The organism is Streptococcus lactarius (assembly GCF_016642265.1).
Classification (GTDB): Bacteria; Bacillota; Bacilli; order Lactobacillales; family Streptococcaceae; genus Streptococcus; species Streptococcus lactarius.
Window position 1 is genome coordinate 130,482 of the sequence record NZ_MRXX01000015.1, and the last position, 22,004, is coordinate 152,485.

The 22,004-nt window shown below is 42.6% G+C and carries 25 protein-coding genes; 3 read left to right on the plus strand and 22 right to left on the minus strand.

Features of this window, described 5'->3' with window-relative positions:
* Nucleotides 1-60 precede the first annotated feature (60 nt).
* From trmD to lepA, 8 genes are all read right to left on the minus strand, one after another.
* A complete protein-coding gene (trmD, locus tag BTU61_RS09625) occupies nucleotides 61-780 on the minus strand; it encodes a tRNA (guanosine(37)-N1)-methyltransferase TrmD (RefSeq protein WP_200773342.1) in 720 nt (239 codons plus the stop codon).
* The gene (gene rimM / locus BTU61_RS09630; protein WP_049472536.1) at nucleotides 770-1,288 is read right to left on the minus strand and encodes a ribosome maturation factor RimM; all 519 of its coding nucleotides are present in this window, start codon (nucleotides 1,286-1,288) and stop codon (nucleotides 770-772) included. Before rimM ends, trmD begins: the two co-directional genes overlap by 11 nt.
* 53 nt (nucleotides 1,289-1,341) lie before the next feature.
* Nucleotides 1,342-1,674: a MazG nucleotide pyrophosphohydrolase domain-containing protein gene (locus BTU61_RS09635; RefSeq protein WP_200773343.1), complete on the minus strand. Its 333-nt coding sequence runs from the start codon at nucleotides 1,672-1,674 to the stop codon at nucleotides 1,342-1,344.
* Nucleotides 1,675-1,717: 43 nt separating this feature from the next.
* Nucleotides 1,718-1,957 carry an RNA-binding protein KphA gene (gene kphA / locus BTU61_RS09640; RefSeq protein ID WP_003001620.1) on the minus strand — a complete coding sequence of 80 codons (240 nt, stop codon included), beginning with the start codon at nucleotides 1,955-1,957 and terminating at the stop codon, nucleotides 1,718-1,720.
* Between the two features lie 20 nt (nucleotides 1,958-1,977).
* Nucleotides 1,978-2,250 carry a 30S ribosomal protein S16 gene (rpsP, locus tag BTU61_RS09645; protein ID WP_003007475.1) on the minus strand — a complete coding sequence of 91 codons (273 nt, stop codon included), beginning with the start codon at nucleotides 2,248-2,250 and terminating at the stop codon, nucleotides 1,978-1,980.
* Between the two features lie 122 nt (nucleotides 2,251-2,372).
* On the minus strand, nucleotides 2,373-3,062 hold the full coding sequence (pynA, locus tag BTU61_RS09650; RefSeq protein ID WP_200773344.1) for a pyrimidine 5'-nucleotidase PynA: 690 nt from the start codon (nucleotides 3,060-3,062) through the stop codon (nucleotides 2,373-2,375).
* Nucleotides 3,062-3,556: a YkgJ family cysteine cluster protein gene (locus BTU61_RS09655; RefSeq protein ID WP_200773345.1), complete on the minus strand. Its 495-nt coding sequence runs from the start codon at nucleotides 3,554-3,556 to the stop codon at nucleotides 3,062-3,064. Before BTU61_RS09655 ends, pynA begins: the two co-directional genes overlap by 1 nt.
* 174 nt (nucleotides 3,557-3,730) lie before the next feature.
* Entirely contained in the window at nucleotides 3,731-5,557 is a 1,827-nt protein-coding gene (lepA, locus tag BTU61_RS09660; protein WP_200773346.1) for a translation elongation factor 4, read from the minus strand.
* A 243-nt stretch (nucleotides 5,558-5,800) separates the two neighbouring features.
* Between lepA and BTU61_RS09665 the strand changes: the two genes are divergently transcribed.
* From BTU61_RS09665 to pepT, 3 genes are read left to right on the plus strand one after another with little or no spacing between them, the layout of a single operon-like run.
* Nucleotides 5,801-6,556, plus strand: a complete 756-nt coding sequence (locus tag BTU61_RS09665; RefSeq protein WP_200773347.1) for a LexA family transcriptional regulator — start codon at nucleotides 5,801-5,803, stop codon at nucleotides 6,554-6,556.
* Complete coding sequence (locus tag BTU61_RS09670) at nucleotides 6,553-7,374, plus strand: Cof-type HAD-IIB family hydrolase (RefSeq protein ID WP_200773348.1); 822 nt, start codon at nucleotides 6,553-6,555, stop codon at nucleotides 7,372-7,374. The genes BTU61_RS09665 and BTU61_RS09670 overlap by 4 nt, the downstream gene beginning before the upstream one ends.
* 2 nt (nucleotides 7,375-7,376) lie before the next feature.
* Nucleotides 7,377-8,597 (plus strand): peptidase T, encoded by a 1,221-nt coding sequence (pepT, locus tag BTU61_RS09675; RefSeq protein ID WP_200773349.1) that lies wholly within the window; start codon nucleotides 7,377-7,379, stop codon nucleotides 8,595-8,597.
* Between the two features lie 36 nt (nucleotides 8,598-8,633).
* Here the strand turns inward: pepT and BTU61_RS09680 are convergent, their stop codons facing one another.
* From BTU61_RS09680 to uvrB, 14 genes are all read right to left on the minus strand, one after another.
* Nucleotides 8,634-10,364, minus strand: a complete 1,731-nt coding sequence (locus BTU61_RS09680; RefSeq protein ID WP_200773350.1) for an ATP-binding protein — start codon at nucleotides 10,362-10,364, stop codon at nucleotides 8,634-8,636.
* The gene (locus BTU61_RS09685; RefSeq protein ID WP_200773351.1) at nucleotides 10,361-11,452 is read right to left on the minus strand and encodes a carbamoyl phosphate synthase small subunit; all 1,092 of its coding nucleotides are present in this window, start codon (nucleotides 11,450-11,452) and stop codon (nucleotides 10,361-10,363) included. Before BTU61_RS09685 ends, BTU61_RS09680 begins: the two co-directional genes overlap by 4 nt.
* Before the next feature lie 125 nt (nucleotides 11,453-11,577).
* The gene (locus BTU61_RS09690) at nucleotides 11,578-12,501 is read right to left on the minus strand and encodes an aspartate carbamoyltransferase catalytic subunit (RefSeq protein WP_187539951.1); all 924 of its coding nucleotides are present in this window, start codon (nucleotides 12,499-12,501) and stop codon (nucleotides 11,578-11,580) included.
* A gap of 46 nt (nucleotides 12,502-12,547) precedes the next feature.
* On the minus strand, nucleotides 12,548-13,066 hold the full coding sequence (gene pyrR / locus BTU61_RS09695; protein ID WP_003001719.1) for a bifunctional pyr operon transcriptional regulator/uracil phosphoribosyltransferase PyrR: 519 nt from the start codon (nucleotides 13,064-13,066) through the stop codon (nucleotides 12,548-12,550).
* 274 nt (nucleotides 13,067-13,340) lie between these two features.
* A complete protein-coding gene (locus BTU61_RS09700; RefSeq protein ID WP_200773352.1) occupies nucleotides 13,341-13,964 on the minus strand; it encodes a Pr6Pr family membrane protein in 624 nt (207 codons plus the stop codon).
* Nucleotides 13,965-14,008: 44 nt separating this feature from the next.
* Nucleotides 14,009-14,344, minus strand: coding sequence for a zinc ribbon domain-containing protein YjdM (locus BTU61_RS09705; RefSeq protein WP_200773353.1), 336 nt, complete (start codon nucleotides 14,342-14,344; stop codon nucleotides 14,009-14,011).
* Nucleotides 14,345-14,461: 117 nt separating this feature from the next.
* On the minus strand, nucleotides 14,462-15,214 hold the full coding sequence (locus BTU61_RS09710) for an HAD family hydrolase (protein WP_200773354.1): 753 nt from the start codon (nucleotides 15,212-15,214) through the stop codon (nucleotides 14,462-14,464).
* A complete protein-coding gene (locus BTU61_RS09715; protein WP_200773355.1) occupies nucleotides 15,189-15,593 on the minus strand; it encodes a PaaI family thioesterase in 405 nt (134 codons plus the stop codon). Before BTU61_RS09715 ends, BTU61_RS09710 begins: the two co-directional genes overlap by 26 nt.
* Nucleotides 15,594-15,676: 83 nt before the next feature.
* The gene (locus BTU61_RS09720; protein WP_200773356.1) at nucleotides 15,677-16,774 is read right to left on the minus strand and encodes a hypothetical protein; all 1,098 of its coding nucleotides are present in this window, start codon (nucleotides 16,772-16,774) and stop codon (nucleotides 15,677-15,679) included.
* A 3-nt stretch (nucleotides 16,775-16,777) separates the two neighbouring features.
* Nucleotides 16,778-17,482, minus strand: coding sequence for an ATP-binding cassette domain-containing protein (locus BTU61_RS09725; protein WP_200773357.1), 705 nt, complete (start codon nucleotides 17,480-17,482; stop codon nucleotides 16,778-16,780).
* Between the two features lie 306 nt (nucleotides 17,483-17,788).
* On the minus strand, nucleotides 17,789-18,259 hold the full coding sequence (locus BTU61_RS09730; RefSeq protein ID WP_200773358.1) for an 8-oxo-dGTP diphosphatase: 471 nt from the start codon (nucleotides 18,257-18,259) through the stop codon (nucleotides 17,789-17,791).
* 26 nt (nucleotides 18,260-18,285) lie between these two features.
* On the minus strand, nucleotides 18,286-18,717 hold the full coding sequence (locus BTU61_RS09735) for a hypothetical protein (protein ID WP_200773359.1): 432 nt from the start codon (nucleotides 18,715-18,717) through the stop codon (nucleotides 18,286-18,288).
* Between the two features lie 498 nt (nucleotides 18,718-19,215).
* Nucleotides 19,216-19,839 carry an NAD(P)H-dependent oxidoreductase gene (locus tag BTU61_RS09740; RefSeq protein WP_200773360.1) on the minus strand — a complete coding sequence of 208 codons (624 nt, stop codon included), beginning with the start codon at nucleotides 19,837-19,839 and terminating at the stop codon, nucleotides 19,216-19,218.
* A 12-nt stretch (nucleotides 19,840-19,851) separates the two neighbouring features.
* Nucleotides 19,852-21,840 (minus strand): excinuclease ABC subunit UvrB, encoded by a 1,989-nt coding sequence (gene uvrB, locus BTU61_RS09745; RefSeq protein WP_155198901.1) that lies wholly within the window; start codon nucleotides 21,838-21,840, stop codon nucleotides 19,852-19,854.
* Nucleotides 21,841-22,004 lie beyond the last annotated feature (164 nt).

Here is a 22,004-nt window from a genome sequence, read left to right on the forward strand (position 1 = left end):
TAGTGCATTGAATAAGATTTTTCAATAAAATTTAAGGGAAAAGAAAAACAGCTGACGCTGTTACTCTTCTTCCTGTTTGATTTGCTCTATCATCTTGGCTTCTTCTGGTGTGAAGTCATAATGTTCTAGCAGGTCAGGGCGACGCTCCAAGGTCTTTTTCAAGCTTTGATAAAGTCGCCACTGACGGATATTTTCATGATGACCACTCATGAGAACATCGGGAACTGTCATTCCTCTGTATTCATAAGGCCGTGTGTATTGAGGATATTCTAGAAGTCCAGACGAGAAACTGTCATCCTGGTGGCTGGACTCTTTTCCGATCACTTCTGGAATCAAACGGACTGTCGCATCAATCATGGTCATGGCAGCCAGCTCACCACCCGTCAAAACATAATCCCCCAGAGAAATCTCATCTGTCACCAATGTCTTGATCCGCTCATCGTAGCCCTCATAGTGACCACAGATAAAGATCAATTCTTCTTCCTGAGCCAATTCTTCTGCATAAGGTTGGTCAAAGGTCCGACCGGCAGGATCCAGTAAGATCACGCGCGGATTCTTTTTTTCGATGGCATCAAAGGCATCGAAGATTGGCTGAGCGCGTAAGAGCATGCCCTGCCCGCCACCATAAGGTTCATCATCCACATGACGGGCTTTCTCTGCGTTTTCACGGAAATTATGGTAGTTGATTTCGAGAAGTCCCTTTTCACGCGCCTTTCCGACGATCGAGTGCTCCAAAGGCGAAAACATCTCTGGAAAGAGGGTTAAAATATCAATCTTCATCGTCTAACCCTTCTAAGATGTCTACATCCACTCGATTTCCTGGAATATCAATATTCAAGACTACTGGTGGGATATAGGGCAAGAGAAGGTCACGTTTGCCTTTACGTTTTACCACCCAGACATCATTGGCACCTGGTTGCAGGATTTCCTTGATCTGGCCGATTAGCTGGTCATTTTCATAAACATCAAGGCCGATGATCTCATGGTAATAAAACTCGCCATCCTCCAAATCCGTCAAGTCTTCTTCCGCAACCTTGAGGCTAAAGCCTTTGAATTTCTCGATGGCATTGATATGGTACATATCCTTGAACTTGATGATATCAAAGTTTTTGTGATTGCGGTGACTAGCAATGGTCACCGTTTGGACAAACTGATCCTTCTCATCAAAGAGAGCCAACTCAGCTCCTTTTTTAAAACGCTCTTCCGCAAAGTCTGTCACAGACAAGACCCGCATCTCTCCTTGTAAGCCTTGGGTATTGACAATTTTCCCAACGTTAAAATAATTCATGATTTCTCCAGTGTAGTTTATTCACTCTATTTTATCACGTTCAAGGGATTTTCTCAAATGCTCTTTTCTGCTAGAAACTGCTCCAAATCCTTCTCGTGCTGGTATTTGACAGCTGCTGTTTTATCCTTTTCAAAGATGGTTTTAGTGAGGTCGATGTCATTGATAGCTGCGATAGCGACTGTATAGTGAATGATATCAGCCAGTTCTTTGGCCAATTCCTCATTTGAGTCCTGAACCCCTTCTTTTCGTCCAGAACGACCATTTAAGACCTCGGCCACTTCCCCAATCTCTTCGACAAGCTTGATAAACAGACCTTCTTCCGTACGACTGTCTTTGTAATGTTCTTTTAAATAGGCTTGTAATTGCCGAATGGTCACTTCTTTCATAGCTTCTCCTTGCAACAAATAAACGGGACAGAGTCCCGCCTTTTTATTTTTCGTCAATAACGATTCTTACTTTTTTATCTTCAGTTGGGACAGAGTAGACAATCGTTCTTATCGCAGAAATGGTGCGACCTTTTCGACCGATTACACGACCAACATCGCTAGGATCAAGGTCAAGATGGTACTCCAAAAATTCAGGAGTATCTTCGATCTTGATGGTTAAGGCATCCGGTTGTGAAATCAAGGGTTTCACAATTGCAATAATGAGATTTTCAATCGTATCCATACATCAACCTACTTAAAAAATTATTTTGAGAATTTAGAATCGTGGAATTTCTTCATCACACCAGCTTTTGAAAGGATGTTGCGAACTGTATCTGAAGGTTGAGCTCCGTCAGCCAACCATGCAAGGACGCGGTCTTCTTTCAAAGTTACTTGGTTTTCTTCAACAAGTGGATTGTATGTTCCAACTGTTTCGATGAAACGTCCATCACGTGGTGAACGTGAATCTGCTACGTTGATACGGTAGTAAGGTTTTTTCTTAGAACCCATACGAGTCAAACGAATTTTAACTGCCATTTTTATAAGTCTCTTTTCTATATTTTAATTTTCGGTGAAATAGACAAGCTATTTAGCACATGATCTATTATAACACATTTCATCAACCTGTCAAGAAAAAAACTTGACAGTATTTAAATTTTTTAATTAAGCAGTAAATCGGCGATTTCTTGATAGGTGCTTACTTCATAAGTTGGCACTACTTGGCTGGTATTTTCCTTGTGATCTGGATTATACCAGACTGTATCAATACCAGCAGCATTGCCACCCGCGATATCAGCAGACAGAGAGTCTCCGATCATGAGGGTTTGATCCTTACTGAAGCCTGGAATCCGCTGTCCAACTTTTTCAAAGAAGGCTGGATCTGGCTTTTGGGTCTGAAGCTGCTCGGAGATAAAAACCTCTTTAAAATAAGGGGCGATGGTAGAATGTGCCATGCGCCCTTCTTGAATGGCCGTTACTCCATTGGTCGCACCATAGATCTGGTACCCTACTTGGACAAGCTCCGCCAGCATTTCCTCGGCTCCTGGGAAGGATTGCCCCTGAAGGCTGATGTAATCTTGGTAACGCAAAGCTATCTCAGCCCCATCTACAGTGATCCCAAAGTGGGCAAAGCCGATCGCAAATCGACTATCGACTAGTTCTTGCTTGGTGATCTTCTTTTGCTCCAAATCCTTCCAGAGGCCTTGGTTCATGGGTTTGTAGTAATCTTTAAAGGCCTCTACATCTGGAAAATTCATGTCTTCTAACATCTGCGTCAAGGCAGTTTCTTCAGCAGATTCAAAATCCAACAAGGTATGGTCTAAATCAAATAGTAAAAATGTATAAGCCATTACAAGCGCTCCTTCAATTTTTCAACAAATAAATAGGCGGCAGGGCAAGTCAGGGTGTTTTTAATGGTCAAGTGATTGATCTGGTAGATCTTCTTGCGATCAGTATGGGGAAATTCTCGACAAGCTTTGGGACGCACGTCATAGATGGAGCAAAGATTATCTCCACCAAGAAAAGGACAAGGCATGGACTTAAAAACCTTATCCCCATCTTCATCCACTTGAAGAAATTCTGCCTCAAATGCCGGAAGTTTCATCTTGAAATATTTGGCGATGCGCGTGATATCCGCTTCCTTAAAATCAGGACCTAGGGTCTTACAGCAGTTGGCACAAGCTGTACAATCGATTTCTTGGAAAACCTCGTCATGAATTTCTTGAGCAATTTTATCTAAATTCTTAGGTGGCTTCTTCTTGAGATTCGCCAATACCTTGCGGTGCTCCTTTTGCTTTTGGAGCGCTAACTGATGGTATTTTTCAATATCAATTTCTTGAGACATCCTCTATTTCCTCTTTTAAACAATAGAAAGATTATACCATAAAGACAGTAAAAAAAGATAGATCGAGCGATCTATCTCATAAAGTAGACGAGCATTTTTAAAGTAGAATAGTTAAAGTGCCTCAAAAAAATGAGTCCTCATTTTGTAGAATGAATCAAGAAAATATCAGAACGATTATTCTTCATCCATTGATAATACTGACAAGAAGGCTTCTTGTGGTACTTCTACCGAACCAATGGCCTTCATCCGTTTCTTACCGGCTTTTTGTTTTTCAAGAAGCTTGCGTTTCCGTGAGACGTCCCCACCATAACACTTAGCTAAGACGTTCTTGCGAAGGGCCTTAATATCCGTACGGGCCACGATCTTATGACCGATGGCTGCTTGGATGGGCACTTCAAACTGTTGACGAGGGATAATCTTCTTGAGTTTCTCAACAATCAACTTCCCACGTTCATAGGCAAAGTCCTTGTGGACGATAAAGCTGAGGGCATCGACCGTATCGCCATTGAGAAGGATATCCATTTTGACCAATTTAGATGGACGGTACTCAGACAATTCATAGTCAAAGCTTGCATAGCCACGAGTAGAGGATTTCAATTTATCAAAGAAATCAAAGACAATTTCCGCCAGTGGGATTTGATAGATGACATTAACCCGATTTTCATCAATATAGTCCATGGTCACAAAGTCCCCACGTTTGCGTTGGGCCAATTCCATCACAGCTCCAACAAACTCTTGTGGCACCATGATTTGAGCCTTGACATAAGGTTCTTCGATCGAAGCGATCTTGGTTGGATCTGGGAACTCAGACGGGTTGGACACATCTAGCGCTTCGCCATCAGTCAAATTAACCTTGTAGATAACAGACGGTGCCGTCATGATCAAGTCAATGTTGAACTCACGCTCCAAGCGTTCTTGGATCACATCCATATGAAGGAGTCCCAAGAAACCACAACGGAAACCAAAACCAAGGGCTTGAGAAGTTTCAGGTTCAAATTGAAGACTGGCGTCATTCAATTGCAATTTTTCCAAAGCTTCCCGAAGATCGTTGTATTTATTGGATTCGATTGGATAGAGACCAGCAAAGACCATTGGATTCATTTGCTTGTAGCCATGAAGAGGCTCACTTGCTGGATTGGCCGCCAAGGTGACGGTGTCTCCAACACGAGTATCTACTACTGTCTTGATTGAGGCAGCAATATAGCCAACATCACCCGTCGCAAGGAAATCACGGTTAACCGCTTTTGGCGTAAAAATTCCGACCTCTGTCACATCAAAAGTCTTACCGTTACTCATAAGTTGGATGGTATCACCCGGTTTGACCATACCATTGACCACTCGTACTTGAAGGATCACTCCACGATAGGCATCATAAACCGAGTCAAAGATTAAGGCTTGAAGGGGCGCTTCAACATCACCCGTCGGTGCTGGAACTTTCTCAACGATCTGCTCCAAAATCTCTTCAATCCCAATACCAGCCTTGGCAGAAGCTAGAACTGCTTCACTAGCATCTAACCCAATCACATCCTCAATCTCTGTGCGTACATGCTCTGGATCGGCAGCTGGCAAGTCAATTTTATTGATGACTGGAAGGATTTCCAAATCATTATCCAGCGCTAAGTAGACATTGGCCAGGGTCTGCGCTTCAATTCCTTGAGCCGCATCCACTACGAGAATCGCCCCCTCACAGGCAGCAAGTGAGCGAGAAACTTCATAGGTAAAGTCAACGTGTCCCGGTGTGTCGATCAAGTGGAAGATATAGGTTTCCCCATCTTTAGCGGTGTAGTTCAACTCGATAGCATTCAGCTTAATGGTAATCCCACGTTCCCGTTCCAGGTCCATGCTATCTAGGAGTTGTGCTTGCATCTCCCGACTAGACACGGTTTCGGTTTTTTCTAAGATTCGATCGGCCAAGGTTGACTTTCCGTGGTCAATATGAGCGATGATCGAGAAGTTCCGAATCTTCTCTTGTCGTTTCTTTAGTTCTTCAAAATTTGGCATAATCATCTTCCTAGTAAAATTAATTGTCTCTTCATTATAACAAAAAAGAGCGTCCTTTGCCTACCTTAAATTCACTATTTTCGTCAAATTAGACCGCTAGTGGAAGGGATAGTGATTGGTTCGGAGTAAATTAAAATACGATTTATTTCAGATCTACTTATTTCATATTTTTCAAGACTTTCTATTTACTTTTTCGATTTAATTCATTATAATAGAATCTGTAAATACAAGGAGGTGAGTAGCTTGGCTAGAGGTCGAGGAAAAGCAAGTCCTCAAGACAAAGAGGCAATACGGATTATATCGGAAAAAATCCGAGAATTACTGAAAGAACAAGGAAAGAAACAGATCGAATTATCTCGTATTACTGGAATTCCTGCTAGTACCTTGACGGGATATGTCAAAGGTACTTCTCTTCCAATTACTGAAAATTTAGAGAAGATTGCGAGCTTTTTCCAGGTCTCCGTTTCTGAAATCGATCCCCGTTTGCGCAAGGATTTTATTGCTATCGATTCGGAAATTGAGAGATTATACAAACAACTGGATCAAGACAATCAAGATAAGTTCCTTTCCTATGGAAAAGGGTTGTTGACGCACCAAAAAGAAAGACAAAAAATTGAAAAACAATACTACCCGTATACTGTCTATGATTCTTTTGCAAGCTATCAACATCAAAAACAAGCAGACACTGTCTGGTTTGATCAAAAAATCCCCCATGATTTAGCTTTTTGGATCCATACGGATTCCCTAGAGCCTAAGTATGAAAAAGGGGCCGTTGTTTTAATCAAGCAGACTTACTATGATCAGGCAGGGGCTATTTATGCCATTGACTTTGATGGGCAGACCTTGATTAAACGTGTTTTTCGTGAGGCTAACGGTATTCGACTGGTTTCCCTCAATAAGAAATATAGTGATCAGATCATTCCGCTGGATGAGGAACCTGGAGTGATTGGAAAAGTCATCGATGGCTTTATTCCGCTAGATTTGGAGGAGATCAAATGATAAAATTAATCGCGATTGACTTAGATGGGACTCTTCTACATGAAGACAAGTCCCTTTCAAGAGCCAATATTGAAGCGCTTCACCTAGCCCATCAAGCCGGTTATGACATTGTGATCTGTACGGGCCGTCCCTTATCTGGAGTGCGTCCTATTTTTGAAGCAATTGGTCTCCCTGAGGGCGACTATTACATGATCATCAATAATGGTTGTACCACTGTATCTACAAAAAATTGGGAGATTATCGGTAAGGAAGAACTGTCCTTAGACGATATGCACCGCCTCTACCAGTTGACTGAAGACCATAAGGTTCAGCTTACCTTGTTTGATCTGGATCATTATCTGGTCGTTGAGGAGGAAGCAAGTCAATTGGTCGCAAAAGATGCTGACATGGTCCACAATCAACCTAAAACAGTTCATGAGAAGGATCTCAGCCAATATTTGCCGATTTTTCAAGCTATGTATGTGGGGGAACCTACGGCTATTGATGCTTTCCAAGCTCAGAACGAGGCTGGATTAGAGATGGACTTTAACACCGTTCGCTCGCAGGACATCTTATTTGAAGTACTGCCAAAAGGTGCTAGCAAGGCTTCTGCTCTTCAAGCCTTGAGCCAGAAATTGGGCTACAGGAGAGAGCAAGTCATGGCACTTGGTGATGCCAATAATGATTTAGAAATGCTTCGTTTTGCTGGCTATAGCGTCGCTATGGGCAACGGCAATACTGCTGTCAAGGAAGTCGCAGACTTCATCACCTTGACTAATGATGAGGATGGCGTGGCCCATGCTATTCACAAATTAATTGAAACTGAAAAAGGAGAATGATTATGAAATACGCAAATCTGTTGGACCGTTTTCTTACCTATGTAAAGGTCAATACACGTTCAGACGAAAATTCAACCACCACTCCAAGTACCCAATCACAAATTGATTTTGCAACCAAGGTCTTGATCCCTGAGATGAAACGCGTGGGTCTTCAAAACGTCTACTATTTGCCAAACGGCTATGCCATTGGGACACTTCCAGCTAACGATCCAAGCTTTACACGCAAGATTGGCTTTATCTCTCACATGGACACCGCTGACTTCAATGCTGAAAATGTCAATCCTCAAATCGTTGAGAATTACGATGGGGGTGTGATTGCTCTAGGGGATTCTGGTTTCACACTGGATCCAGCTGATTTTGCTCATTTGAACAACTACAAGGGACAAACCTTGATCACGACGGACGGTACTACTCTTCTGGGAGCAGATGATAAATCTGGTATAGCTGAAATTATGACGGCTATCGAATATCTGACAGCGCATCCTGAAATCAAACACGGGGAGATCCGTGTCGGCTTTGGTCCAGATGAAGAAATCGGCGTCGGAGCAGATCAATTTGATGCAGAAGATTTTGATGTAGACTTCGCCTATACGGTTGATGGCGGTCCTCTTGGGGAGCTTCAATACGAAACCTTCTCAGCAGCTGGAGCTGAAATCACCTTCAAAGGACGCAATGTCCACCCAGGTACAGCCAAAGGTCAAATGATCAACGCCCTTCAATTGGCCATTGATTTCCATAACAAACTACCTGAAGGAGCACGTCCTGAATTAACCGAAGGCTATGAAGGCTTCTACCACTTGATGAACATTGAAGGAACTGTTGAGGAAGCAAGTGCCAGTTACATCATTCGGGACTTTGAAACTGAAAGCTTTGAGAAACGCAAAGACCTCATGCAAGCTATTGCCGATCAGATGAATGCTAAACTTGGTAGCGAACGCGTTCTCCTTACCCTCAAAGATCAATACTACAACATGAAGCAAGTGATTGAAAAAGATATGACGCCGATTACCCTTGCTCAGGAAGTCATGGAAGATCTTGGAATCACGCCAATCATTGAACCAATCCGCGGTGGTACAGATGGGTCTAAAATTTCCTTTATGGGGATTCCTACACCAAACATCTTTGCCGGTGGCGAAAATATGCACGGTCGCTTTGAATACGTTAGCCTCCAAACCATGGAACGCGCTGTTGATACCATTATCGGTATTGTGACCAAAAAATAAGTAACAAAAAGGATTCGGATAGATTGTCCGGATCCTTTATTGTATTGTAGAAAGCTTAATAATATCTTTGACCTGATCAATGGTCTGAATCAGTTTAAGACTTGTCTCATTGATAGGGAGATAATAGACTTTATCTGCCAAAGATTCTGTAAAAGGACGATTGGTGAGTAAGATCACCTGTTGTCCTTTTTCTTTCACCTGCTTTCGCACCTTTTGGTAAAAACGCTCATCGCGGATTTCTAGATCATCCACCAAGACACAAGCAGCATTCAAACCGAATGATTCATTGGTCCCGTTATGGGTCAGATAATAGGCTGCTCCCGCTTTGACCTCATATAAGCCAGCTGATGGCTCAACCGGAAGAAATGCTGGACTTGTATCAGCCTCTACTCCTTTTTCTAACTCCACTAGATTGGCCAAGACCTGCAAATAAACAGGTGCTAATTTACTCAAATCCAAGAGTTCTTCAAACTCAAAACCACGTTTCAAAGCTTCTAAGATATAGAAGAGCCGATGGGGCATATGACGAGCAATTTTCTGAATTAATTCATCATCGCTCATTTCCTCAGGAAAAATCGTCAGCAAGTTCTTATCTTTAAGGGTTTCTAGGGCTTGTTGGTAAGCTTCGTCTATTCTCTTTCCAAATCCATAAACTGCCCCATAAGAGTGAATTTGGGTATTGAGACGGGCATTTTTAGCAGCATCCGAAAAAATCGGGATCTTAAAGAATATATAGTCCAAACTCGGTTCGTAAACGGCCTTTAGATCCTTTAATAAGGGGTGAGGCAAATGCTCGAGAGAACGACCCAATTGCAACTGCACGCCTTGCTCAAACAAGGAATAGCCCAAGCCCATCGAGGCCATCGAGATACTATCTGAAGCAAATGGATTAACCTCTAAGATATAAAAAGCGTAGCTCGTCGGATCCAAGGCAAACTTAATGGAGATGGCTCCTGTTAGCTTCAAATAGCGACTGATGTGGATCGCTGCTTCACGAAGATTTTGAAACTCCCGGTCAGTCAGGGTGACTGCTGGCATAAATTGGTAAGAGTCACTAGAGTGGATCCCAACAGGATCAATGCTTTCAATAGAGGCCGCCAAGTAGTGATTGTCTTCACGATCCCGCATGACTACAAAATCCAGTTCCTTAAAGCCATAAGTCGAAAACTCCAGCAAACACTGCTGACTTGGAGAGACCGCAAGTCCCATTTCTACAGCTTCGCACAAGTCATCCAGGTTATGAGCGATCTTTCGCCCTTGCCCTTGCTTACTCGCTACTGGCCAGATCATAATAGGAAATTGAATGCCTTCAGAAAACTCGATAGCTTCTCGAACCGAACCAATCAGTGCTGAAGCCGGTACCTGATAGCCCAGCTCTTGAAAGAGACGTCGTTGATCTGCCTGCTGATAAAAGTTCCGGTAGCGTTGGAGGCTAGGTCCGACAATCGTAATCGATACTTCTTTGAAAAAACCAGTTTCTTCCAATCGAAACAAGAGATTCAAAATCTGTTTATCCGCAAAAGCTAGGAGCAAGCGAGATCCAGTATAAGAAAGAAGAGTCATCCTAAGAGCATCCAGCTTGAGCTTACAGGCTACAACTATATCTGCAGCTTCTTGGGTAATAGCATTTTCTTCGCCCAGATAAAGGACAAGAGCATTCCTATCCTTGGCGTTGAGTTTTTGTGCTTCATTTACCGCAGCTAAAAGGCTAATATCCTGATAAGAATCTCCACACAGGAGAAGCAATTTCTGGTTTTGTTTCATCATTCCTTCTCCCTTCTACTTTCGTGAATTTTGGCATCAATCAACTCTAAAAATTCATCGTAAAAATAGAGATTCTCTCTTGGACCTGGACTAGCATCTACTTGGAATTGAACTCCTAAAATTGGTTGGTAACGATGACGAAAAGCTTCAATACTATGGTCATTGACATTTTCATGTGTGACCAATAAATCATGGGGCAGACTGTCCCTCGCTATACTATACAAGTGATTTTGACTGGTTATCTCGATTTTTCCTGTCGCAATTTCACGCACAGGTATGTTCAAGCCGAAATGTCCGACTTCCATAGGGGCCAGCTCAGCCCCGTAAGCTTGTGCCAACAATTGAGCTCCCAAGCCCATACCCCAGATCGGAATCTGACCATTGAGCTTTTTGATCAAGCGGCAGAGTTTTTTTACCTGATGGGGATCGCCTGGCCCACTGGATAAAATAACCCCGTCTGGTTGCTGCTCCATCAGTTCATCATAAGAGATATCATAGGGATAGACTGTCACATTACAGTCCCTTTGACTCAGCTGGCGTAAGACAGAGTGCTTGACCCCTAGATCAATCAAGGCAATACTCTTTCCAAATCCAGGTACAGCATAGGCCGTTTTGGTCGAGACTTGACGCACTTGGTCTTTTGGAAGGACTGTCGCTCGCAACTGATCCAAGATATGCTCGATCGAATCTCCCTTGTTAATGACAGTCGCCTTCATCCGTCCATACTTGCGGACAATTCTTGCCACCTGGCGCGTATCAATCCCTACAATCCCAGGGATTTTTTTTCGCTTCAAGAATTCATCCAAGGTCATCTGTTGCCGCCAATTGCTCGGCATCTCCACTAAATGCTGAACCACCACTGCTAAACAAGTGGGTGTAATGGATTCAGAATCATCCCGATTGATCCCTGCTGCGCCAATAACCGGGAAGGTAAAGGAGAGAATCTGGCCACTAAAAGCCTGATCCGTGAGCAATTCTTGATAACCTGTCATGGCTGTAGTAAAGACCAACTCACCAGTCACATATAGGTCTGCACCAAAGGCTTCTCCTTCGAATACAGTCCCATCCTCTAGGACCAATAATCGTTTCATTGAACCCCTCCCATCTTTTTCAACTATTCCCATTCTATCATAGATCTGCAAAAAAAGGAAAGTCAGATTCCATGTAGCTGTCTACTCTGTCCTCTTTCTTTCCTTTCAATGAATCGTCAGTTATCTTATTTTGCTCCGCGACCTTTAAGGACGGCTTCAATGATGGCCATACGGACAAAGACACCATTGGTCATTTGTTCTACGATGCGAGATTTAGGAGCTTCTACCAAGTGGTCTGCTATTTCAACGTCACGGTTTACTGGTGCTGGGTGCATCAAGATCGCTGTATCTTTCATACGATCATAGCGTTCTTGTGTCAAGCCATGAAGACGGTGGTAGTTTTCTTTAGAGAAGAGTGATTCGTAATCATGACGCTCGTGTTGCACACGCAAAAACATCATCACATCAACTTGGTCAATCACCTCATCGATCGTCACAAATTTTCCATAATCTTCAAATTCTGCACTTCTCCATTCGTCTGGACCTGCAAAATAGAGGGTCGCACCCAAACGTTTCAAAATTTGCATATTGGATTTTGCTACACGGGAATGATCCAAGTCCCCTGCGATACAAACTTTCAAGCCATCAAAGTGACCAAATTCTTGATAGATAGTCATTAAATCAAGCAAGCTTTGACTTGGGTGTTGACCAGATCCGTCCCCCCCATTGACAATAGAGGCTGTAATCGTTGGGCTTTCCACCAATTCTTTATAGTAGTCCACTTCAGGGTGACGAATAACACAGACATCGACCCCAAGAGCTGACATGGTCAAGATCGTATCGTAAAGCGTTTCCCCTTTGTTGACTGAGCTTGTCTTGACATCAAAATCAAGCAAATCACATCCTAATTTCAATTCAGCGACTTCAAAGGCTTTGTGAGTACGAGTAGAAGGTTCAAAGAAGAGGTTTGAGATGATATGTTGGTCATCATAGGAAACTTTCGCTCCATTCTTGAACTCGATCCCCCGTTTGATCAAGGCCATTACTTCTTCATTGGTAAGAGTTTCCATTGAGACAAGGTTTTTAAGAGCGATTTGATTTTCAGACATGTTGATTCTCCTTTTAAAATGTGAATGCAAATAGTTTACAAATTGATTAGGCTTCTTTGATGAGGACTCGGTCTTGACCGTCTAGCTCCACCATCTCGACAATGATTTCCTCTGACTTACTGGTCGGGATATTTTTCCCAACAAAGTCTGGACGAATCGGCAACTCCCGATGCCCACGGTCGACTAGAACCGCAAGACTTACTCGAGCAGGACGACCGTGACTGACCAGATTATCAATGGCAGCGCGAATCGTGCGACCTGTATAGAGGACATCATCGATCAAGATGACTTCTCTATGAGCGATATCAACTGGTAAGACCGTCGTATCTTCTGTTGCCTTCATATCATCTCGGAAAGGCTTGGTATCGAGTTCTGCAACAGGGACATCAATTTGTTCCAGCTGAGAGAGGCGTTCTTGGATCCGACGAGCAATGTAAACACCGCGCGTCTTGATCCCCACCAGCACAATCTGGCTTAAATCTTTGTTTCGTTCAATGATTTCGTAGGTGATGCGGGTAATGGCCCGTTTCATCGTCAAATCATCAACGACTTCTTTGGTTTTCATTCAGTCCTCCTTAGTTGTAAAAGAAAAACCTCCTTTTTCAAGGAGGTTCAGCAAATGAATGGTCTAAGAGGATAGAGTCTCGCCCTATACTCCTAGCCATTGTTTTTCACAGTCTCCTTGCCTGACTCACGGGACAGGATTAAAGGATTTATTTAATTGAGATAACTATATCACAGTTTAAAATGACATGCAAGAAAAAACTCAACATTTTTCAAAAAAATTTAAAAACATGACTTTTCATCTGAATAATGTTCGCTTTTTTCTGAAAAACAGCCTATTTTCGCTTGATATTTTTGATCCCATAGAGGACATAGCCAGCCAAGAGGTAGGCGATAAAGATGATCACCACCCATTTGCCAACAAAAGCCCAGCCGTATTTATTGACATTGATAAAGAAATAAGCAAAAGGACTATCTTTTGCACCTGGAATCGGCCACTTCAGGACCAAACCATTGAGAAGGGCAAACAGCATATAAGCCAGCGGAATCAAGGTCCAAAGGAAAGGATCGAGCTTGCGGTATTGCTTGGCTTTATCAATCACTAGGGTATCAAAGAAGAACATCAAAGGAACGATGTAATGACAAAGGAAGTTTTCCAAACGATAAAACTTCTCAGGCGTGGCAAGAGGCGCCAGCATGAAATGGTAGATGACAAAGGTAATCATAATAGCCATGGTGACCGCTCCCTTCATGCGAAGGTAGCCCTGAGTCTGAGTCGAACGACTACGAAGCATGCGCCAGACCATGTCTCCCATGAAGAACATGACCAACATGTTAGACAAAATGGTGTAATAAAGCATCATACCAAAGCCACCATGCTTGGTCAGTTGCAGATAAACGCCGAGCACACTGAAGATAAACAATAGAAAACGATAGCTAAACAATAGTTTGAATTTCATAGTATTCTCCTGAAAGAAAAGGGGCTAGGCCCTTCTTCTTATCTTTAAATCTTCTTGACAAATTCTGATTTGAGTTTCATTGCGCCAAAGCCATCAATCTTACAATCGATGTTGTGATCGCCTTCTACGATACGGATGTTTTTCACGCGCGTTCCTTGTTTCAAATCCTTTGGTGCACCCTTGACTTTCAAATCTTTGATCAAGGTCACCGTATCGCCATCAGCCAATTTGTTTCCGTTGGCATCAACCGCTACGACACCTTCTTCTTCTACGACTTCAGCCGGGTTCCACTCATAAGCGCACTCTGGGCACACCAAGAGCACTCCATCTTCATAGACGTATTCAGAGTTACATTTTGGACAATTTGGTAGGTTATTCATTTCAATCTCCTTAGCAAAATTAACTCTCATAGTATACCATGAATGAGAATATTTGACAAATCTGGCTTGACTGTATAAAAAGGAGACAAATCGGCCTCCTTACATGGATGATATCTTTCAATCTTCTTGCAATTCTTGAATATCCCGAATCACGCGCACGCCTGCTTGATTCTTCTCGCGCAGTTCAGCATCAGAGTATGGGAAGGTATTGATCAAGATACTCTCCATACCGATACTTTGGGCGACAGCGACATCTGTCGTAAAGTCATTCCCCACCATGACCGTTTTCTCAGGGTTCAACTGGTGTTCTTTCAGCACTTCCAAGAGAAACTCTGGCTGCGGTTTGCGAATACCTGCATCAGATGACAAGTAAATGGCATGGAAAAATTCTCTCAAACCAACCAAATCAATTTCCGGATTGGTAAAATCTGCTTGGGCGTTGGATAAGAGATAGATCCGGCAACCGGCAGCTTTCATATCCTCTAAAACCTCTTTCGTGTGTGGATAAAGCTCCAATCGTTTGCGAGAAAGGATACGGAAGGTCCGTGCAATCAAACGTCCCCACTCTTTGAGGTGGGCAACACTGTTTCCACTAGGATGACTTTCTAAATACAATTGCACAAAAATGACCGTCAGATCAATCTCAGGATAGGTAACTTGTTTTTCCTTAGCCAAGTCTTCTTCAGCTTGCCGCACCAACTCTCTAAAACGCAGGCGCAGACCTTCTCCTGTGTAACTTGCCCCATAGGATTGGTAGATCTGGGCCATGGTATCCCATAAGACTGGACTCGACTCATCAGTTTCGATGTCGACCAAGGTTCCATAAAAATCAAAAATATAGTTTTTAAATGCGTACTTGTGCGGATTCATCTATCACTCCCGTAACAAACATGGTAAAGGTTGCCTTGCAGACATTGGCACCGTCTTGATTGGTAATATCCACATCCACAACTCGAGTCGTCCGTCCACTGTGGACACATTCGCCATGAATCGTGAGGACATCTCCCAGACGTCCTGCTTTCAAGTAATTGATGGAGGATTGCAAGGTCACACCATCGACCCCCTGAGAAACCACGACCAAACCACTGACTTGGTCACACAGGGTAAAGAGATAGCCTCCATGCGCATTTCCATAATAATTGAGAGAGGAATCAACGACCTTGGTTGTCACCACTACATGGCCATCTCTCATCTTTTCGATTTCGTAATTTTCAAATGCAGCAATTGCATCAAAGTGAAAATCTTTCATATACTTGCCACCTTTTCTAGCATCTTTTCAACTCCTCTATCATACTACAATTAAGGTATAGATACAAGCGAAGGAGCAATTCCTTAGAAACAGAAAAGGAGACTCCAACTAAGTAAGAAGACGATACTAGGAACAATGTATTTTCGTGGGTGCTTCCAACATTCCCTCTTTAAATTCCATTTTCTTAAAGGGAAATAGATTTCAATAAGTAAGTGCAAAAAAGCTTCCATTACTGCTAGAATCATGACTTCTAGTAAAAATAGAATCCCCAAGTCAGGCATGACCACTATTTTTAATAATAGAGCAACAAATAGATTCACAGCTAAGAAATAAGTCAGCAATACACGGTAATACATCAAGTAAAAGAACCGACTCTTAGGAAGGGACTTAACATGATCAATCAAATCTTTATCCGCGGAAATGAGGGTGGTTAATGGCGTATTGACAGAAGCCATCGTTAAAAGAATGATGATTTTTAAAGGAGCATCATAATCCTGTATCAGAATGAGAATGAGGAATATGAGAGTAAATACAAAATTGATGAAAAAATAGCGCTCTTGAAACAAGGAAATCCAAAAATAATTGCCACTTCTTCTCTTTGCGACGAGCAACTGATCATTTTTTGAAATCGCGACCAGGTCCTCATTTTTAAAAATTAAGACAGCAAGGAGGGCTGACAGTAAGATCATATAGGACACTTGTTGGACCCATAAAGAAGAGACTGTAAGAGCAGTCGTTACAAAAATGAGCACCCCTCCTAGAAAACTGGACCGTGTATTGAACTGGATAAAGACATAAAAAACACAAAATACCACCAGTAAAGATAGGAGGACAAGTTTAAAGGATTGTGGCAGGTCTAACTTGACTCCCAAAAAAAGGATCAATAACAGCACGCGCTCTAACAAATTGAGAAGAAAGGTTACCGTCAGAAAAGAACCTTTGAAACGAGTGAGAGACAAAGGAAGCTGGTAATAAGCCTGGACCCTGTTCATCGAAAAGTAGGAATAGAGCAATTGGAAGGTTGATAGAGCAGTGACAATAGCCGTACTGATCAATAAGACTTGAAAGCTCGTAGAAAATTTGGCCCCAACAAGATGGTAATAAAGAGCAAAGGCTAAGGAAGTCAAGAACAAGAAGAGCCGATTTTTGGATACCAAATCCCTAAAAATTGCTAGTAGCATGCTCTACCCCCTCTGACGATTGACGTCATGAAACCAATCTTCTAAATTCGATTCGATCGCGTCTAGGTGACCATCTTCAATAGAATAAGCTGTATCACAGACTCGAACGATACTCTCTGCGATATGCGAACTCATCAGAATAGATCCTTCTTCTTTATACTGCAATAGCAAACCATATAGAAATTCTGTCGCATCAAAATCAAGGCCATCAAATGGTTCGTCCAAAATAAGGAGGGGAGGTTTGAGATAGAAAGCTGTGATCAAGAAGACTTTCTTCTTATTTCCCGTTGACAAACTACCGATATCAGTGTTGAGAAATTCTTCAAAATGAAAACCTGAGATCAGGTCCTGCAATACCTTTTCATCTCTCTTTCGATGATACAAACGACAGACAAAATTAAAATAATGAACAAAATCCCAGTTTAAAAAACTATTGTTTTCAGTAAAAACTGTATAGGTACGGCTCTTATAGAAATTCGTATGAAAAGAGGTCGCCTTATCTTCTATGGTAACAGTCTCAACTGCATACTGCCGATGATCAAAGACACTACTTAAAGCTTTTAGCAAGGTTGTCTTCCCAGCTCCATTTCGACCAATCAACCCTACTACAGAATGATTAGGTACCAGCAAATTCGTGTCTTTTATAACGGGCTTGTCTTTTTTATACCAAACATTTAGCCCCTTAATGTTTAAACACTCAGTCTTCATCGACGCACTCCTTTATAAAGGTAGGAAGCCCCAACTAAAAGCAACAGCAAAGCGTATAACCATTCCTTTTGAAAGGCAAAGACTAAGGCACCGATCAAGAAGCAAATTCCTATAAGGATTCTAAATTGTAATTTCATATCTTGCCTTCTTTCTATTCACAGTATGAAAGATTACAATTGTATTTTATGCTTATACTATAGTACTTTTTAAAAGCAGATTCAAGCACGAATGGAACATTCTCAATGCTTTAGGCAACATTTTATCTTTAAAGATGAAAAAAGAACTAGATACCTCTAGCCCCTTTACTTAAAATCTTAATTTTTCCCAATCATCGTCTGTCCGTTTGCGATAATAAAACTCAGACAAGTCCGGGTCTTCCATCACTTCCAGCAGAGGAAGCATGTCGTAGGACAAGTCCAACTGTTCTAAGTTATCCTTCTCAACCCAAGAAACTTCTCCTTCTTCAGACGATCTGAGCTGGCCTGTAAATTCTGTCGCTTTGTAGCAAAAGACAATATAGCGGCCTCCCTCATCTGGCTCCCAGTCTTTAACTGCGACCAGTTTTGGATCTGCAATTGTCAGTCCTGTCTCTTCGTAGACTTCACGAATGACGGATTCAGCAATACTTTCTCCTTCTTCGATATGGCCTCCAGGAAAGGCATAGCCAGACCATTTCTTGTAACGCTCTGGTGACCGGTATTGGAGGACTACTTTATTCGTTGTACAGTCTTCGATCAGACATAGATTTGTTAAAATGGTAGATGTTTCGCGTGACATATATTTCCTTTCTATGATATTGACAATTAATCAATATAAACTTTTTTCTTTATCTTTTTTTTCATCACAAAGGGATTTACCAGCTCATGGTATTCATCATAAGCATCCAAAAGAGAGCCTCTCTGAAAGACAATTGTTTTCTCCTTTATATAATATTCCGAGTGAATTGTTACCAAATCGTGGCCATCGAAGCTAAAGAACAACTCAATGAAAAATACCAGAATCGCCATAGCAAAGAGACTCAAAAGAACACTAACAAGATTCTGCCAATTTGGAGCATGATTTCGATAGAAGCGATACCAGATGTGACAAAAAACCGTCACTGCACCTAGATACAACCACGGATTCCACAGGAGCGGCGTAAAGGCGTATCCATAGAAGCCCAAAAGTAAGTTGACAAAAACAAAAAGCAACAAAATCAGATACAAGATCCGAAACAGGTGCCGATACTTTCTCATGGTGATCTCCCTTTCTTAGTAATTGGTTTAAACTGGATCTCCTAAAGTAACATCAATAGAATATGATAACCAAACCGGAGCCAATGTTCTATAAGGGGCGTATCCGGATCACTTTTTTTGCTGTCTAAGAATAGACTGAGCGATAACAAAAGTAAGGCAGTAGCTATAACAATTCTCAGAACGAATCTCATACCGCCAAGAGCAAAAGAGACTATAGTGCCAATTAATGGTAAAGGGGAAAATATGAGTGCTACTAAGCCGAAATAGATCTTAATCAATGATAAAACCAATAATCCATAAACGACAATCTTCGTAAAAAGAGAGACTCTTTTACCTTCTTTTTTCAGTTGTGAAATGGAATAGATGACATAGATCATATACATAAAGAGCAACATATTTATTTCTTCTATTTCCCATAAATTTTATTTCTATTTTAACAAACATCCGTTAAGAATACAACCGCTTGCCTAGAAATGTCCAACAAAGACAAGGACAGGATCAAAGTTTCTTCACTTCTGCTGCGACCTTTTGGAGATGCTGTTCCCGCATGCTAGCAGTATTCACATTGCGGCCGACTTCTCCCAAAATGTTGACACGCTTGGTTTTAATCCCACAATGGTTCAAGACAGCATTTTTCAAAACAGAAATGCCATAACTATCTGGAATGTTCAGAGGGCCTGAAAAAATCTTGTACCACCAAGTAGGCGCCATGGAGGTCGCGTAAATACTGGCCGTTTTCCCTTTGAGTAACTTCTTGAATTGCTTGCCTCTCAGGTAATTCCAGATAAAGCTTCCCTGATCATTAGCCGAGTAGGCAATCCCCGGTGTAAAGACCCGATCAATCCAACCTTTCAGAAGGCTCGGCATACTACTCCACCAGATGGGATAGACAAAGATCAGGTGATCCGCCCACTGGATTAATTCTTGGGAACGAAGAATAAAAGAATCTTCCTCCATCCGTTTTCGATAGCCATAGCGAAGAACAGGATCAAAGTCCTCTTCATTGAGACTGATCACTTTCAGCTCGTGGTGATTTGGATCAATCGTTTCGACAATGGTTTGATAAATAGCCTGGCAGTAACTTTCCTTATCCGGATGCCCATTGATGACTAAAATCTTCATTCTTCCCTCCTACTAATCCAAGGCCTTGACTTCCAACATCATATCGCGGATTTGAGCTGCCAGCTCGAAATCAAGCACTTCGACAGCTTCTTGCATTTGACCTTGCAGTTTCTTGACCAGTTCCTTGCGCTCTTGGCGGTTGAGGCTGGTGATATCCACTTCCTTGTCCTCTTCCTTGGCCACCGCCTTGGTAACAGAGATGAGGTCACGGATTTCCTTCTTGATGGTTTGTGGCACAATACCATGCTCTTCATTATAAGCCATCTGGATTTTCCGACGACGGGCTGTTTCATCGATGGCTTTTTGCATAGACTGGGTCATGGTGTCCGCATACATGATCACGTGACCCTCACTATTACGGGCAGCACGACCAATGGTCTGGATCAGACCACGTTCATTACGGAGGAAACCTTCCTTGTCAGCATCAAGAATAGCAACCAAACTTACCTCTGGTACGTCAATTCCTTCGCGAAGAAGGTTGATCCCGACCAAGACATCAAAAACGCCCAAACGCAAATCACGGATGATTTCCGTCCGCTCCAAAGTCTTAATGTCCGAGTGCATGTATTTGACCTTAACACCCATTTCCTTGAAGTAGTCGGTCAAGTCTTCTGCCATCTTCTTGGTCAGGGTGGTGACAAAGGTCCGCTCTCCACGTTCTACACGCGCATTGATCTCACCCAAGAGGTCGTCCATTTGTCCCATAGTCGGACGCACTTCCACCTCGGGATCGAGTAGACCTGTCGGACGAATGATCTGCTCGATGACAGTATCTGTTTGTTCCATCTCATAGTCACCTGGTGTCGCAGACACATAGACAATCTGGTGGACATGGCTTTCAAACTCCTCACGACGGAGTGGTCGGTTGTCCAAGGCAGACGGTAAACGGAAGCCATAGTTGACCAGCATCTCCTTTCGCGACCGGTCTCCATTGTACATGCCTTTGATCTGTCCCATGGTCATGTGACTTTCATCAATCATAATGAGGAAATCTTCTGGGAAGAAATCAAGAAGGGTGTAGGGAGGCTCTCCTTCACTCCGGCCATCCATGTGGCGTGAGTAGTTTTCGACCCCATTGGTGTAGCCCATCTCCCGTAGCATTTCAATATCGTACTCGGTCCGTTGTTTTAGACGTTGAGCTTCTAGCAACTTGCCTTCTTTTTCAAAGACCTTCAACTGTTCTTCCAGTTCCGCCTGAATCTTGGCAATGGCCACTTCCATATGGTCGTCATTGGTCACGAAGTGAGTAGCTGGGAAAATGGCCAAGTGATCCACATCTCCTAGAACCTGGCCAGTCAAAGCTTCAATCTCACGAATCCGTTCAATCTCATCCCCGAAAAACTCCACCCGGAAGGCATGTTCATCACGCGAAGCAGGGAAAATCTCAACCACATCTCCACGAACACGGAATTTCCCCCGTTGAAAGTCGATGTCATTGCGCTCAAACTGGATATCCACCAAGTCATTCAGCAGTTTATCACGAGAAATCTCCAGACCTGGACGCAGGCTCACTACGCTATCTGAGTATTCCTTAGGCGAACCCAACCCATAAATACAGGAAACAGACGCGACGACAATGACGTCATTGCGTTCTAAAAGAGCGGAGGTTGCGGAGTGACGAAGCTTGTCAATCTCATCATTGACCGAACTATCCTTTTCGATATAGGTATCGCTCGATGGTACATAAGCTTCTGGCTGGTAGTAATCGTAGTAGGAGACGAAATACTCGACGGCATTTTCAGGGAAAAATTCCTTGAACTCCCCATAGAGCTGGCCCGCTAGCGTTTTATTGTGGGCGATGACCAGGGTCGGCTTATTGACCTGGGCAATGACCTGACTCATAGTATAGGTCTTCCCCGTACCAGTTGCCCCCATCAAGATTTGGGCCTTTTCGCCACCTTCGATGTTATCCACCAACTGTTCAATGGCCTGCGGTTGGTCCCCAGACGGTTGGTATTTGGATACTAGTTTAAATTTGTTGTCTGTTACTCGATTAATCATCTCTTTGTCCTCACATATATAGACCTTATTTTACCATAAATCAGCAGAATTCTCTGAGATGAGGAATGAAGAGTAAAAACACCATGTTACAAAATGATCCATTAAATCGGTACATGACAGAATTTAAGTATGATTAATTGGACACGCATTAGCATAAAAACTAA